Raw genomic sequence first — 15,786 nt, 5'->3', positions numbered from 1 at the left:
TTTTCTAAAAAGTACAACGAACATAAAAACCGATACTCCGGGTAGTAGGCATGCCATAAGAATCGATCGCCTGATTATCGTTTCCTGTAGAAAGGACCAAATCCGGATCAAAAGGAGCCTTTTTATAGATAAAAAATAAATTCCGGGCCATGACTGAAAAATGAACATTCTGAAATATGCCTGTCTTTTGCATCCACCTCTCCGGCAAAGCATAGGTCAGAGAGAGCTCCCTCAAGCGAACATTAGTAGCATCGTAAATATAATATTCCGTCACTCCCGCACGGCCACCGACAACCAGTTTATAAAATTCTTTCACCCGGGTGATTTTCCTCCCCTCCAGCTCCACGTATCCTCTGTCACGATCCTCTGCCGTAGCCTTCGTCACCCCGAACAGGTCCATATCGGCCTGGGTCTGAGACAAGACTTCCCCCCCCACTCTACTGTCTATCAGCATATACAATGACAATCCTTTCCAACTCCATGTATTCTGCCAACTCCATGTATAACGGGGATTCGCATTCCCGACTTTAACGGTATTCCCTTCTCCGTATATTTTAGGCAAACCTGCTTTTTCCCCTGCGGTCTCATAGAGAATTTCTCCGTTTTCATCCCGGAGAAATGCTTTCCCATATATATCCCCGAAAGAACCTCCTTTTACCAACTTCAGGGCATAACTGGAAGAAAAACCGTAAGGACCGTAAATAAAAACAGGAAGTTCTTCGTGTAAACGCAATACTTTATTCCGGTTCATCGCATAATTTATCCCTGTTTTCCAGCTAAAAGCCGATTTATTTACAAGCCAAGCCTCCAGGCTTAATTCGATTCCCTTGTTACGCACATTTCCAGCATTTACATACCGGTAAGCATAAGTATCTCCTGTTTTTGCCGGAAGTTTAAAAAATTGATTGCGGGTATGACTGATATACCAAGTAAAGCTAAGATTCAAGCGGTTTTCCCAAAACTTCCATTCCGTTCCCGTTTCAAAAGAAGTATTCATTTCCGGTTTCATATCTTCAAAAGGAGCCGCATCCGGCATCTGCACCTCTCCACCTGCTGATATGGAAGCAGTCGGACAAGTGATGTAAAGCGGAATATCATTTCCAACCTGACTCCAGACTGCCCGGATTTTTCCCAACGAAACCCAGGCCGGCATCTTTATCGTCCGGGATAGTATCCACGACATACCGACAGAAGGATAAAAAAAGCCGCTCTTTTCATGAGTAGTGTAAGCAAGAGTAGACGACCAGTCATTACGGGCTGTCACATCCAAATATACTAAATCCCTGTATCCCAACTGAAAAGTACCGAAAACCGATTGCATCTGCCGCTGAGCTTCCTTCTTCTCTTCTATATAAGCAGAACTATTCATATTGATATTAGCCACCGTAAACACATTGGGATATTTTAAAGAAGCCGTTTTTGAATCGTAACGGAGTGCATTGACGGTATTGTCATTCATACTCGCCCCGACAGCAAATTGCAATGAAAATAACTTCCATTTCCGTTCGCCCTTCATCAATACGTCGCCGTAGAACAAGGTTTGCTGATATTCAGAATCGATATATCTGCCGTTTATTCCTGCCAAAGCCGGCGCTGTAGAAGCATAGAATTTTTCCCTGAATTTATCCGATAAGTAATCCACATTCCCCCGGGCTTCCAAGCGAAGCCAATCTGTGAACTTCAATTGCAAAGCTAAAGAAGCCATCACGCGGTTCCTCTGATCTTTACTCAGTACACGATGAATGACCCAATAGGGATTTTGTTCAAAATCCTCCGTAGAGGAATGCCAATTTTGCTCCATCAGATTCCGGTCCGGATTGAATACCTCAAAATGCTCCCGGTATTCTGTCATATCCATTCCCCGGGGAAAACGATACAAGCCGACCAGCGGATTCATATAAAATCCTCCCGGTACCGGCCGGTTTTTCACCATCTGCCGGATCAAACTGATATTCCCGTCCAGCTTTAACCGTCCTTGATAAAATTCAGCTGTCTCCCGGAGATTAAAATTATGACGGCTCAAACGATTATGCGGAACAATCCCTTTCGAACTCGTATTCGCATAGGAGAAATAAGTCTGCTGTTTCTCATTTCCCCCCGAAATCGTAAAAGTATGAATAGCGGTATACCCCCTGCGGAAAAAATCTCCGGCATGATCGTAAGCTTTGGTAACCGTTCGTTCTCCCCAACTCTCAATTCCATCACTTACCCCATAAGCATTCTGGAATTTCGGCAGAGATATCGCTTTTTCAAACAGGAAATGAGAAGAAAAAGTAACCTCTTGCTTGCCCGCCTGTCCTTTTTTAGTAGTAATCAGAATCACTCCGTTCGCCGCCTGCGTTCCATATAAGGCAGCTGCAGGAGCGCCTTTCAATATACTTATACTTTTTATATCTTCCGGATTTAAATTAGAGATACCATCTCCTCCATCCCGGTTTCCGCCGTCAGCCACTCCCCCGATAGCCGTGTATGGTTGTTCTCCTCCGGAATTTAACATAGGCACTCCATCTATCACATATAAAGGTTGATTATTTCCGGCCGCAGAACGGGATCCTCTCAACAACACCTGGGCCGATCCTCCCGGCCCGGAAGAACTCTTATGAATCTGCATACCGGCAATTTTCCCCATAAGTGCAACAATCAGATTCGGATCTTTGACCCTTACGATTTCATCCCCTTTAATTTCTGTAGCAGCATACACCAGAGAAGTCTCTTTTTTACGAATCCCCAAAGCGGTCACCAAGATATCCTCCAATAAAAGCGACTCTTCCTCTAAAATAATTTGCAAAACCGATGAGTCCGTACAAACAAAGGCCTGGGAAGCATACCCTATAAAAGATACAACCACCTCATTTCCCATAGCCGCATCTAATTCAAAACGGCCATATATGTCAGTACTCGTCCCACGCCCTGTCTTTTTCTCTAAAACCGTAGCTCCCGGCAAAGCCTCTCCCTTCCGGTTTGTTACAATACCCTGTAACCTGACCGGAAGCGTTCCCTTCCCTACAAAAAGCGAATCCTTTTCTTTCCGGTCTGTAGAAAAGAAAGGAGACGATTCTTTTCCCAAAGCACAAAAAAAAGAAAGAAACAGTCCTATACCAACAAACCCGATCGCTTTTATACTCATGTCCTATAATTTATCAAAAGGTTTCTCACTATTCCCATACAGAGATTTATGTTACAAAGAAAACGATTAATAAATTATTTTATCTAAAAATTTTGTTTTTTAAACTTTTTTACGGTTTACAAAATAGCCTTCCGAATCCTCACTAATTTTTCCAGTAACCCTTCCACTAAGTCCAACCGCAACATATTAGCACCGTCTGATTTTGCCTGGGCAGGTTCCATATGGGTTTCGATAAATATACCATCCGCTCCGACGGCTATACCCGCCTTAGCTATCGTTTCTATCAATTCCGGTTGTCCTCCTGTCACCCCACTACTCTGATTCGGCTGTTGAAGAGAATGGGTTACATCCAAAACCACGGGACAACGGCATTCTTGTTGCATAATCCGTATCCCCCGGTAATCCACTACTAAATCCTGATAACCGAAAGTTGTCCCCCGCTCCGTCACCATCACATTCGGATTCTGTGACTCCCTCACTTTCTCCACAGTAAAACGCATCGCTTCAGGAGAAAGAAATTGTCCTTTCTTTACATTGACTACTTTTCCGGTTTTAGCGGCAGCCACCAATAAATCCGTCTGGCGGCATAAAAAAGCAGGAATTTGCAATACATCCACATACTCTGCAGCTTTTAGAGCATCTTCCGGAGAATGAATATCCGTCACAACCGGAATTCCGAATTCTTTTCTCACCTTCGACAATATCTTCAGAGCCTTCTCATCTCCTATACCGGTAAAAGAATCCAAACGCGAGCGATTCGCTTTTTTAAAAGACCCTTTAAATACATAAGGTATTTTCAAACGGTCTGTTATTTCCTTTATGTGTTCCGCTATCCGCAACGCCATTTCCTCCCCCTCAATCACACAAGGTCCTGCTAATAAAAAGAACATTTCCGAATTCTTAATTTCCTCGATTAATTTCATATGATTTAGCTTAAATTATTCCTTCAAAATTTTTTGTTTCTCCTGCACATCCACACCATTTTTTACTCCACCCTCCTGGGTACGGAACTATCCTCATTTATACTTTCGCTTCCACCAATTTTTCAACCGCTCGAAAATCTTTATTTCCTGCGCATTGTTTTGGGGATAATAAAGTACTGTATTTTTCAGCTCTTCCGGCATGTATTCCTGATCGACAAAATTCCCGGGAAAATCATGTGCATATTTATAATCTTTTCCGTAATTTAACTCTTTCATCAACTTGGTCGGCGCATTTCTCAAATAAAGGGGGACAGCGACATTAGCTGTCTTTTTTACCACCTCCATCGCCCGATTAATAGCCAGATAAGCTGAATTACTTTTAGGAGAAGTAGCCAGATAAATCAAACATTCAGCCAAAGGAATCCGGGCCTCCGGCATTCCAATTTTATGTACAGCTTCAAAACAAGCATTGGCAATTAACATGGCATTCGGATTAGCCAGTCCGATATCTTCCGAAGCAGAGATAATTAAACGCCGGGCAATAAATTTAGGATCTTCCCCTCCCTCCAGCATTCTGGCCATATAATAAAGAGCCGCATTCGGATCGCTTCCCCGGATAGATTTTATCATGGCGGAAATAATATCGTAATGCTGTTCCCCGTCCTTATCATACATCAACGGGTTTTCCTGAAGTTCTTTCCGTACCGTCTCATTGTCCACGACAATTGGGTCGCCCGTCTGAGCATTTACAACCAGTTCCAGAATATTCAGTAGCTTTCGGGCATCCCCTCCGCTAAAAGAGATTAAAGCTTCTTTCTCCTTTACCAGAATATTTTTCTCTTTCAGATAAAAATCTTTTGTCAGGGCCTTATCGATCAATTCTTCCAGATCCGCTTTCTCCTGAGCTTTCAGTACATAAACCTGACAGCGCGATAAAAGCGGAGAAATCACCTCAAAGGAAGGATTTTCCGTAGTAGCACCAATCAATGTCACCGTTCCTTTTTCTACAGCCGCCAGCAAAGAATCTTGCTGGGCTTTGGAAAATCGATGTATTTCATCTATAAACAAAATAGGATTAGGCGTATTGAAAAAACGCTGGCTTTCAGCTTTCTGGATGACTTCTCTCACATCCTTGACACCGGAACTGACGGCACTCAATACGTAAAAAGGCCTCTCCAACTGCTCTGCAATAATCATGGCTAAAGTCGTCTTCCCTACCCCCGGAGGTCCCCATAGAATAAAAGAAGAGACAACCCCTGATTCTATCATTTTACGCAGAACTTTTCCTTCTCCCACCAAATGTTTCTGCCCGATATAATCATCCAACGTTTTCGGACGCATCCGTTCTGCCAAAGGCTTATTTTCCATAACCAAAAATCCTTATCTTTTTGCAAAGATAAGGATTTACCCCTAAAAGGGAAATAAGCTTTTCCCTTATTTTTTTTAATAGTTTCCGGAGACGGGGGAAGGTAGGATCCGGAACAAAAGGATGTCTGTTTCACCTCGTTTTTTACCCAGAAAATAAATCGCATTTTTCTTACGACAACCCGCTTTCTTCGGCATAAAAGCCGATTACAGCAACAATTTTCAAAATCAGATCCGTTGTTGGCGTCAGGAAAGTATGAGGTTCACAACGAGAAGTATTTTTTTCCAAGGGGTATTCCCCTGAGAGAATTTAATCATTCTGTCTTCCCGATATTCCTCCTCTCTACAGAAGTGTAAGCCCTTCTTATTACTTATCCTCTTTTCCACGAATCAGTTACTTTTTTACCCCCGATATGTTTCTCCCTCAGATAATTTGACGACTATAAGGGAAAACCTTAACCGAAAAAATTCACAACACCAACTTCCTCTATATGCAAAAATATGACAAAATAAACATTTTTGTTTCTTTTTGCATATAAATGAGTATATTTGTAAAAACACCTAAATTGATACCTATGTCAACAAAAGTATTTTTCTTTCTCCTCACACTTTTTTTCCTTCTCCCATCGATGGGTGATGCAAAAAATCATCCCTCCGGAGCTAAGCAGACAAAAGAAACAATCCTCTCTACAAAGGACTCGACTACCCATCAATATGCGCGTCTGAATCCGCTCTTGCCATTGAGTCAGAAAATCTCCCAATCTACTTGGAAAGGTATTCGCGGAGCACTCTGGACGGTCTGGTCAGTCTGTGGCCTAACCTTGCTCTCTCTGATTATGGTTTTACTGATCGTTAAAAAAGGTTGGTTTAACCGTCTTTCCATGACCATCTGGTGGTTGATTCTGATTGGCTGGGAATTTGCCTTACTGCTATATGCAGCCCTAGACGACCCGCAATATAGTTGTGTACATGCTTTCGCCACGTTCAGTTTTTCTTGGGATAAAATCCTCTATTTCTTTGTCCTGCTGATATCCACTTTATTTGTACTGGCTGCATTTTATTTTTCTACTGCCACCTTCAAAGAAATGCTGGAGTTAAAAATGCCCCTCCTTTACCTGTCCCCTTTGATACTGATCGGTTTGATTTTCATTACATTCATAGTATTGTCGTTCGTGGTAAACAACGAACAACTCCAGCATATCCAGCCTATCCTGGAACAAGGAAGTGGGATTCTCTATGGATTAGCGATATTGGTACAAACGGTGCTCGTTATCGTCCAGACTTACAAACACCCTCTGCTTTGCTGCCTGATGATCGTTTATGTCCCACTCACCATGATCGTTTTGATCTATCTGACATCCCTCATTTTCACAATGGGATTTATCCTGCTGATTTGTGCCTTTGCTGTCCTATTCCTGCTGACTCCTCTTGTATCAAATATGAGCGGATTGCATAGGGCCCAAAAGAAAAGCATTATCCGGACAAATGCAAAAGGCGAAAGATGGGTGGAATATGTGCCGGTTAATTGGAACACGACCGGTTGGGGAGCTTAAAGGAGAAAAATAAAAGCTCCAGAGGGACGGACCTTTTTTGCTATTTTAAGTCCCCCCATCGATTTTATCCGAATCTCTCTGATTTTACACATTAGGGCACGTCCCTAATGTGTAATTATTTCCTTCTGTTGATTTATCAATTTTGTGTTGCCTGATAGGAATCCTTTACTCCGTAAATAAAAAGTATGTATTTACTCCTAAAAGGGAACAAGCTTTTCCCTTATTTTTTTGAAGTTCCGCTCTCCAATATACTCACTATAGAGAAAAGACAGAAGCAAATGGCTCCCAAGCCAACCAATACCCGTGCCGGTACAAAAAAAGCATTATCCAGAATACCTTCCTCAAAGAGAAAAGCCCCCATAAATAAACACAAAAGTGCCGTAATCACAGGAATCAAGGGAATCCGGTTCGCCAAGGCGTATCCTTGTCTCCAAACTTTAGCTAACAACAATACTTTACTGGAAATACTAAAACAGACCAATCCCAAGCCAATCATTATAAATCCAGTTGTGTTTGCTACATTTCCGATCATCGTCAAAATAACGACCAATCCCCAAAGAATACAGACTGTACCAAAGAAAAAAACTAATTTCGGCCAAAAACTACGATCTTTTTCTCCGTAATCGTTGCGAATCTGCCGGGAAATACTGGCCACAAGGGCTATCAAGCTGCTACAAATACAAGCCAGGCCACCCATTACCGTACCGGCAACAAAATATTCTGCCCCTTCTGCTATACGAGAAAGCAAAATAATACACCAAACCCAAGCGATAATAGAAAAGATGACTGTCAACAGAATCAGAATTTTTTCGGTAAATCCTGAAAAACCTTCTTTATTCAAAGCCAAACTCCCGGAACTCGAATTCTGAGGAATCAAATAAAATTTTGTAGAAGAAGTTGCAGCCGTTGAGACACAACATGCAATCAATCCCACTCCGCATACCACATGCCCGGAGACAATAAAACCGGAAGTACCCTGACTGAAAATCCATATTCCACAGCCAATCGTCACTAATGCCACCAAATATCCAAAACCCGGAATAAGGTACTTGAGGAAAGGGTGAAATTTATGAATCAATTGACGGATAATGGTAGCTGCCGTAGCGTACAAAGCCAAACATATGGCCCCTAAAAAGAATACCACAGGCCCCGCTACGTCCCTTGCGGCATCATTCCCATATAAAAAAATAAAACCTCCCAGAAAAAAACAAATGAAGGCCATTACTACCGGAATTGCCCGGAATAAAACACTGATACCATAATTCATATTCTCAATATTAAAGGTTGTAAATTTGTAATTACCCTTAATATACGGTATCTTATACAAAAAGTTCAATATCTTACTCCGGCTCGTTTATACCCAACCTGAATTCATCTACAATTTCCAATAGTTTTTTCCCGTATTTTTCCATTACCTTTTTTCCGATACCCGGAATTTTTAATAATTCTTTTCCACTCGTCGGTAAGGTATTGGCTACTCCCAAAAGCGCTTTCTGTTGCATAATGGTATAAACCGGCAATTTCAGCCTGTCCGCCTCCTCTTTCCGCCAATGCCGTAAACGATTGTATAATTCAGGATGCCCGATATCTGCGGAAATATCTATTTTATCGGTACTCTTCCGCATTTTTATCCTAGGTTTTTCCAGCATTGCCCGGGAACGCGCCGCCAGATAGCTTTTCACAGAAAAACCATTTTCCGCAGCGGTCAAAGTCTCCTGTTTGACAGCAGCTTCCCGTTGCAAACGTCCCAAAGCTTCCTCGGCGATTTTACGTACTTCTTTATTATCTATTTCTAAAACGGAATTTTCCAACAAATCCAATACGATCGTCTGTAATTTTTCGGAAAAATAAATCACTCCTTTACTAATTCTTTCCCTGATCCGTTTATCCTGCTCGGCATTTTCACTGGCTGCAATCAACCGTGTCAACTGTATTTTAAATTTCTCACCGACAGAGACGATTTCCGAAAAACAATTTTCCCTGGCCTGACGATAACGAGCAGTCCATTCGGGATACAATTTACCCAAATGTTCTCCGAAAACCCAAGCAACTCTCTGTAAACGCTTCCACAAAAGCGTAAAATCGAATAAATCCGTCACCAATTCCGTATAATATTGAAGACGGGCCTTTTCCAAATCAATCGCATCCGGTTGACTCTTCCCCACCCTTTCGGTAAAACTTTCCACCGTCCGGTCGCTGATCAAAACATTGTTTTTCAAAGGAGAACTCAGCACCAATCCTTCCAAGGTTTTACAGCGACTAAGGGCAACATAAACCTGTCCGTGCGTAAAAGCAGCTCCAGCGTCAATAATGGCCCGTTCAAAAGTTAATCCCTGACTTTTATGAATTGTAATGGCCCAAGCCGTTTTTAAAGGGTATTGCCGGAAAACCCCTTCTATCGTTTCAGTAATTTCTTTCGTCTCCGGATCAATCGTATATTTTGTATTGGTCCATTCCTCTTTTCCTACTTCTATTTCCTCCCGGTCATCTGCACATTTTACCCGGATCCGTTCCGCGCCTATTGCTGTAATTTTACCGATTTTCCCATTGTAATAACGCTTCTCCTGAGAAGAATCATTCTTCACAAACATGACCTGAGCTCCTTTTTTCAATACTAAACGTTCCTCCGTAGGAAAAGCATAAGCCGGAAAATTATCTTTTACTTCTGCCAGAAAGGAATAAGCAGATGCCGGGATCTCTTCCAGTTCCCGGCTATTGATCAACTGAGCCTGGGCATTGTGAGTCGTAAGCGTAATATATCCTTCTTCTTTTCCGGGCTTAAAACCAGGTATATAACGACGATTCAGTAAATCGAAAACCGTCTGATCAGCACAGTTTCCCCGTATTGCATTCAATAAGCGTATAAACTCCCCATCACATTGCCGGTAAACCTGAGTTAATTCAATGCTCACATAAGAGGTTTGCTGCAAAGCCAGGCTGTTGAAAAAGAAAGGCGACTTATAATAGGTCCTTAATAAACTCCATTCTTCCTCCTTTACAATAGGTGCCAATTGCTGTAAATCCCCTATCATCAATAATTGCACCCCTCCGAAAGGACGAGTTTTATCTCTGTAGCGGCACAGGACATCGTGAACAGCATCCAGCAAATCCGCTCTGACCATACTAATCTCGTCAATCACCAATAAATCCAGACTACGAATAATATCGATTTTCTCTTTACTGAATTTGTTGGTAAAACGCTCTTTCGTCTCCGGCAATTCATTCGTAAGGGGTGCTCTATAAGGACCGAAAGGAAGTTGAAAAAAAGAATGAATTGTTACCCCCCCGGCATTAATAGCAGCAACTCCGGTAGGAGCGAGCACAATCATCCGCTTAGGAGACAATCTTTTCAATCGATGTAAAAAAGTCGTTTTCCCCGTACCGGCTTTTCCCGTCAAAAAGACATTTACTCCCGTATATTGCAGAAAATTATACGCTAATTCCAATTGCACATTCGTTTCCATAATAAACCCGCACCTATTGTCATACAACAAAGGTACAGCATTTTTTCCGAAAAACGATGAAATAAAAATGCCCGGAAAGTTCTCTCTTACCTCCATACTTTCCGGGCATTCGAATTAAAATATCATTTATAAATCCGTATCCCGCTCCTTTCCCCAGACTTCCGGAATATGTTAGATTTATAAATTCATAAACCTCAAAATCTGATTTCCTAAACCAACCCGGTATCCCTGTGAAAGGAAAACAACTTCTCCTTTTTTATTCACCATTACAATAATCGGTAAGTTATCCCCGTTCTTTATACCCAATCTTTCTTTTAACATCCCGGCCACTTTTCCCTGATAATCGTATCCAATATGCATATTTACGGGTAAGGGCCGGAAATCAGAACGGGAAAACTTTTCCAGTTGAGGTAAATCGGGGAAAAGAAATACCATCGGGATCCCTTTCGCTTCGAAATCCGCCTTCATTCCGCTCATATCCCTTATCAAATGATTCGTCGGTTCCTGATTTACTCCGATCAAAGCAAGAGCTGTATAGCCTTTGCGAGGCAATTCTATTCTTACCGGTTTTTCTTTGCCCTCCGGTATATATTTCATTCTCGTATCAATATCCCCCAACACAGTTAAAGTCTCTTGTACTTCCTGTAAAACCAGATTCACCCGAGTACATTTACCGGCTTTTATCTGGAAGGTCAACATATTGGATAAAACAGAACCATCACTTTTACGGTTACCGCTCACTAAAATGTATGATCCTTCTTCCAAGGCCACCGGAGAACGGAAGATTGTACTGTAAGTAGCACCACCGCCCATATCGACCTGCGCATTACTGCCCAAATCCAATAAACGGGCCTTACCATCTTTGATTCTGGAAAGAGTAAAATGCGTATAATAAGCCGGATCTTTTACGGCTTTTCCTTTATAAACAACCATCAATTCTCCCTTTGGCCCTGCTGTTTGCTGAGCAACAAAACTGACCGGCTTCCAATGATCGTCTACCCTGTATTCCGGTTTCCCATCCACCGGATTTAAACGGGCAGCTATTCCCATAGTGCGACAAGCAGCTACGAAGAACTGCTCCTTGGAGCGTGTATCAGTTATCATCGTCTTCAATACACCGGCAGGAGGTGTTAAGATATTGATCGTATTTATACTATCCAACACTTTTATTTCCTCCATTTTCCGGAGCAATTCTTCGGGCGTACGAATACTTTCCCGATTTAAATAAGCCGATAACACCTTTCGGTAAGCCGAGATAAATTCGTTTTTTATCCGGGGATTTAAAATATACTCCTGGTACAGGTTCCTATACTCCCGGGTCTTATATTCGGGGCAACGGGGATGGGAAGCATATACAAAAGCCCCTTCCAACTGATCTTCGAGAATATCGACCGTGATATCCTGCAAATCTTTTTCCGGTAAAACATCCAACAGCTCCATCGCCACAGCTTTTCTCTCTTCTCCCTTTCCGCTTTCCCCCTCCAGAAAACGAAGAACGACCGGATAGTTCCCCCTCGCAGCCTGTATATAACGGAAAAAGGATTTAAAAGGGTATCCCCAGGCTTTTGCCTTTTCCTGAGCCGCATCTTCAGTCATAAAAGTAGCAATATAAGCATTCCGGATAGAATCTTCCCGCATAAAACGCCGGTCATTTTCTGCCCGCTCTTCATCCTTGACCAAAGCCTGATATTCTTTTTCTACCGGAGGAATTATATGATAAGCATACTGTTCTTTTTCGTTTCCCCCTTTATCCATTACAATTTTCAACGTATCCCGATGAGCAGCTTCCAATTCTCCGAAACCGAATTTTCCGTCTTTGGAAGCCCAGATTATCCAATCTCCCCGTCCCACCGTCAAGGAAGAAATCCCTTGCTTATCGGTAGTCAATGTGACAGCCGGATAATATTCCCCATAATTGTATATTTTATACTCCACGCTAGCGCCCTCTACCGGTCGGCCCGCCGAATCGACTACCCGAATCACAGCTTTTTTTACATCAGTATAATGGCTTGTCACATTCACTGCCGTCAGATTTGCGTTCATCGCAGTAATCTCCTCGTCCGACTTATATTTTCCGAAAACCCGGGCTTCTATGTACAATCCCCGGCGTACCGGAGCAGTAAACCAAGCAATATCCAAACGGGGCTCCGGCTCACAAGCTCCCAAATATTTCCATTGCCCGTCGGTCCAAACCTCTATCCAGGCATGATTATCGTCACAATGAGCCCAACGGGGAGTATACACCTGACGGGCCGGAATACCCACAGAACGCATGGCAGCCAATGCAAATACGGATTCTTCTCCGCAACGACCGTAAGCCGTCGTAGTCATCGTCAAAGGAGCACAAGTCCGTCCGTTTGTCGGCTGATAGATCGCTTTCTCATGACACCAATGATTCACTTCCAGAGCAGCTTCTTCCATCGTCTTACAACTTAACACCCGCTCTCTTAATTCCCGGTAAAAAACAAAACGGGAAGAATCCAATCCCTCATTATGTCCCCTCACCGGAAGTACGAAATGCCGGAAAATAGCTTCCGGAATCTCCTTTCCCCAAGGCATTTCCGCCCTTACTTTTAACGACTGCCGGACATTTTTCAATAAAAAATCTCCTCCATAGGTCGCTAAATCCGTCAAGGGAGCATAAGCGTATATAAATTCCAAAGCCTCCCGTTCTTCTAAAGTCAAAGGCTGATTAAAAATCAGGAACAGATCTTCCTGCGAACCGGACAACAATTGCTTTTTGTGTTCAAAATCCTCTTCTACCGTCCTCCGGTAAGCCGTATCCGTAATAAAATGCCTTTCCTCCCGGCAAGCCGCCAAACATAAAAACACCACTAGAAAACTGATAATGCGTAACATATGATTCTAATTAACGAATGAGAAATTCATTTTCAACAAAATTTTACTTCTTTAAAACCGTAAACCCGTTCTTTTCCTTCACTATCTTTCAACACTAATCTGCCATATTCATCTATCCCCTTGAAAGAGGCCACAAATTTTCCGCTAGCATCCTCCCAGACATAATCACCGCATTTACGGTATAAAGCCTCCAGATAATCTCTTCTCAACTCTGTATCCTCCCGAATCCTTTCATAACGTTTTCCTATACACTCCAATAGCTCTTTCAAGGCCTCCCGGATATCCAATTCTTTACCCAATAACTGAAAGAGAGAGACCGGATTGGGAGCATCCGAATAAAACTGCCGCTGATTGATATTGATACCAATCCCGCAGAGGGAAGTACGGATAAAAGCACCGGCTATTGTATGTTCAATTAATATTCCCACCATTTTTTGTTCTCCCACATACACATCATTTGGCCATTTTACACAACATCCCTGCACATATTTACGAATAAAATCCCGACATCCTAAAGCAATCACCATAGATACGGCAAACTGCTGTACAGCCTGCAATCTTTCAGGACGGAATACGACGGTAATCGAGATATTCTTCCCGGCTTCACTTTCCCAGCTGTTTCCTACTTGTCCTTTGCCTTTTGTCTGCCGGAAAGTAAGAACAACCGACCGGTCTTCCAGTCCCCCTTTCAACAACTCGGCAGCCTTCGTATTCGTCGAATCCAATTCCTCAAATTCCAAGATCTGAAAACCAGACAGATCGTATTTTTTCATGTCTTTTACTTTATTGCCTTCTTTACCTTTTATCTTTACACACTTCACCACGCGAATCTAAAAACTAAATTTTCATTTAGCAATTATTTTTAAATTTTTAAAGATCTGAATATAAAAAATGCATCCAACAGTCTGTTTAACCGTTCAGATGCATTTTCAGAGAAAAACACTTCTATAGAATCAGGAATCAATAATTATCCGGGAATAGTTCGAAATAAGCCTGAGGATGTAAACAGGAAGGACAAACTTTGGGTGCTGTCTTACCGACATGGACATAACCGCATTTCCGGCAATACCATCTGACTTCTTCCGGACGGGCAAAGACGATGTCAGAACGTAAGTTATCCAATAATTTAAGATACCGATTTTCATGCATTTTCTCGACTTCGGTAACGTGTTTAAAAAGAGCAGCTACGGCACTAAACCCTTCATCCGCAGCAATTTGTCCGAACACAGGATAAAGATTATGCCATTCGTCAAACTCCCCTTCTGCAGCTTCCTGCAAATTAGCTCCCGTATCTAATATTGCTCCGGCCGGATAGGCAGCCGTAATTTCCACCATACCCCCTTCCAGATAACTGAAAAAACGTTTGGCATGGGTTTCTTCCTGCAAAGCCGTCTCATAAAAAATTCCGGCAATTTGTTCATAGCCTTCCTTTCTAGCTACTTCTGCAAAAAAAGTATACCGGTTTTTAGCCTGAGACTCCCCGGCAAAAGCTTTTAATAAATTCTGCTCGGTTAAGGTTCCTTTTACTGACTTATTCATTCTCTTAAATTTTAATAATTAATACATTCTTTATTACGTCTGAAACACAGAAGAGTTACAAAACATTTAAATACCTGATTTTTTCTTTCTCTCTAAAAAAGCAATGCTTTTCTCCTTGACCGGAGCGGCCTAAGTATAAATACACATTCACAATAAGCATTTATTCACTTTAACACCAGCTTTTTTAAATATAATTTTGCATACGTAATATTGTGTTCTGAAATCGGGAACAGTAAAAACAACAGGCATGGCTGCATTGATTGAAAAACTAAAAAAGGATATCCATTACATAGAAGGGATGAACAGTTGCATGAATTGCGGTGTATGTACCGCCATCTGTCCTGCCGCCGAATTTTATAATTACGACCCCCGAATGATCGTGGATTCCGTACAAAGGAACGACGAAGAAGTCATTAGTAATTATATAAAATCGGACGTTATCTGGTATTGCGGGGAATGTATGTCCTGCAGAACACGCTGCCCCCGGGGAAACACCCCCGGATTAATCATCATGGCCTTGCGCAAACTGGCCCAAGACGAAGGAACATTTACCTGTTCTGAAAAAGGCAGACAACAATATGCTTTAAAAAAAGTGATAGATACCCATATATTGGAAAGAGGATATTGCGTAACTCCGGACATCGTAAAACCGGAAATGCACCCCGAACAAGGCCCCGTATGGGAATGGGTTTACGCCCACCTGGACGATGTTTACGAGCGGGTACATGCCAACTACCGGAAACCGGGTCCAGGGGCTTTACGGCAAGTGGACGAACAAAGTATGGAAGAGCTCCATAAAATTTTCGACATTACCGGAGGAACAGACTTCCTCAAACAAATCCAAAAATGTTCGGAAGAAAAAGCAAAAGAATCAGGGAAGGATATCGAACAGTATTTTATGTCTGTTTACACAGAAAACAATGGTTCTCACAGCGAATAAACTCAAACGGGCAAGG

10 protein-coding genes are annotated in these 15,786 nt (G+C 42.3%); 2 read left to right on the top strand and 8 right to left on the bottom strand.

Annotation, left to right across the window (positions count from 1 at the left end):
- Positions 1–4 precede the first annotated feature (4 nt).
- The 3 genes from HMPREF9449_RS01315 to HMPREF9449_RS01305 all read right to left on the bottom strand — a co-directional run bounded on the left by HMPREF9449_RS01315 (position 5) and on the right by HMPREF9449_RS01305 (position 5,418).
- Complete coding sequence (locus HMPREF9449_RS01315) at positions 5–3,127, bottom strand: SusC/RagA family TonB-linked outer membrane protein (protein ID WP_009135420.1); 3,123 nt, start codon at positions 3,125–3,127, stop codon at positions 5–7.
- Between the two features lie 116 nt (positions 3,128–3,243).
- Positions 3,244–4,050, bottom strand: coding sequence for a 3-deoxy-8-phosphooctulonate synthase (gene kdsA / locus HMPREF9449_RS01310; RefSeq protein ID WP_009135419.1), 807 nt, complete (start codon positions 4,048–4,050; stop codon positions 3,244–3,246).
- Positions 4,051–4,143: 93 nt separating this feature from the next.
- Complete coding sequence (locus HMPREF9449_RS01305) at positions 4,144–5,418, bottom strand: replication-associated recombination protein A (protein ID WP_009135418.1); 1,275 nt, start codon at positions 5,416–5,418, stop codon at positions 4,144–4,146.
- A gap of 572 nt (positions 5,419–5,990) precedes the next feature.
- Between HMPREF9449_RS01305 and HMPREF9449_RS01300 the strand changes: the two genes are divergently transcribed.
- Positions 5,991–6,968 carry a hypothetical protein gene (locus HMPREF9449_RS01300; RefSeq protein WP_009135417.1) on the top strand — a complete coding sequence of 326 codons (978 nt, stop codon included), beginning with the start codon at positions 5,991–5,993 and terminating at the stop codon, positions 6,966–6,968.
- Positions 6,969–7,188: 220 nt separating this feature from the next.
- Here the strand turns inward: HMPREF9449_RS01300 and HMPREF9449_RS01295 are convergent, their stop codons facing one another.
- The 5 genes from HMPREF9449_RS01295 to rbr form a co-directional block, all read right to left on the bottom strand.
- Positions 7,189–8,235: a DUF2776 domain-containing protein gene (locus HMPREF9449_RS01295; protein WP_009135416.1), complete on the bottom strand. Its 1,047-nt coding sequence runs from the start codon at positions 8,233–8,235 to the stop codon at positions 7,189–7,191.
- 73 nt (positions 8,236–8,308) lie between these two features.
- Complete coding sequence (locus HMPREF9449_RS01290; protein ID WP_040611496.1) at positions 8,309–10,432, bottom strand: HRDC domain-containing protein; 2,124 nt, start codon at positions 10,430–10,432, stop codon at positions 8,309–8,311.
- Between the two features lie 177 nt (positions 10,433–10,609).
- Entirely contained in the window at positions 10,610–13,291 is a 2,682-nt protein-coding gene (locus tag HMPREF9449_RS01285; RefSeq protein WP_009135414.1) for a transglutaminase-like domain-containing protein, read from the bottom strand.
- 32 nt (positions 13,292–13,323) lie between these two features.
- Positions 13,324–14,064, bottom strand: a complete 741-nt coding sequence (locus HMPREF9449_RS01280) for a biotin--[acetyl-CoA-carboxylase] ligase (RefSeq protein ID WP_009135413.1) — start codon at positions 14,062–14,064, stop codon at positions 13,324–13,326.
- Between the two features lie 187 nt (positions 14,065–14,251).
- Positions 14,252–14,830, bottom strand: a complete 579-nt coding sequence (gene rbr, locus HMPREF9449_RS01275; RefSeq protein ID WP_009135412.1) for a rubrerythrin — start codon at positions 14,828–14,830, stop codon at positions 14,252–14,254.
- 247 nt (positions 14,831–15,077) lie between these two features.
- Between rbr and HMPREF9449_RS01270 the strand changes: the two genes are divergently transcribed.
- Positions 15,078–15,770 carry a 4Fe-4S dicluster domain-containing protein gene (locus HMPREF9449_RS01270; protein WP_009135411.1) on the top strand — a complete coding sequence of 231 codons (693 nt, stop codon included), beginning with the start codon at positions 15,078–15,080 and terminating at the stop codon, positions 15,768–15,770.
- Positions 15,771–15,786: the final 16 nt, after the last annotated feature.

This window comes from Odoribacter laneus YIT 12061, from assembly GCF_000243215.1.
In the GTDB taxonomy this organism is placed as follows: Bacteria; Bacteroidota; Bacteroidia; order Bacteroidales; family Marinifilaceae; genus Culturomica; species Culturomica lanea.
Note: the sequence above shows the minus strand (reverse complement) of the source record. Positions and strands in the feature narration are given on the sequence as shown.

Coding starts and splice junctions, on each gene's coding strand:
- HMPREF9449_RS01315 (WP_009135420.1), bottom strand. CDS start 3,127: ATGAGTATAAAAGCGATCGGGTTTGTTGGTATAGGACTGTTTCTTTCT.
- kdsA (WP_009135419.1), bottom strand. CDS start 4,050: ATGAAATTAATCGAGGAAATTAAGAATTCGGAAATGTTCTTTTTATTA.
- HMPREF9449_RS01305 (WP_009135418.1), bottom strand. CDS start 5,418: ATGGAAAATAAGCCTTTGGCAGAACGGATGCGTCCGAAAACGTTGGAT.
- HMPREF9449_RS01300 (WP_009135417.1), top strand. CDS start 5,991: ATGTCAACAAAAGTATTTTTCTTTCTCCTCACACTTTTTTTCCTTCTC.
- HMPREF9449_RS01295 (WP_009135416.1), bottom strand. CDS start 8,235: ATGAATTATGGTATCAGTGTTTTATTCCGGGCAATTCCGGTAGTAATG.
- HMPREF9449_RS01290 (WP_040611496.1), bottom strand. CDS start 10,432: ATGGAAACGAATGTGCAATTGGAATTAGCGTATAATTTTCTGCAATAT.
- HMPREF9449_RS01285 (WP_009135414.1), bottom strand. CDS start 13,291: ATGTTACGCATTATCAGTTTTCTAGTGGTGTTTTTATGTTTGGCGGCT.
- HMPREF9449_RS01280 (WP_009135413.1), bottom strand. CDS start 14,064: ATGAAAAAATACGATCTGTCTGGTTTTCAGATCTTGGAATTTGAGGAA.
- rbr (WP_009135412.1), bottom strand. CDS start 14,830: ATGAATAAGTCAGTAAAAGGAACCTTAACCGAGCAGAATTTATTAAAA.
- HMPREF9449_RS01270 (WP_009135411.1), top strand. CDS start 15,078: ATGGCTGCATTGATTGAAAAACTAAAAAAGGATATCCATTACATAGAA.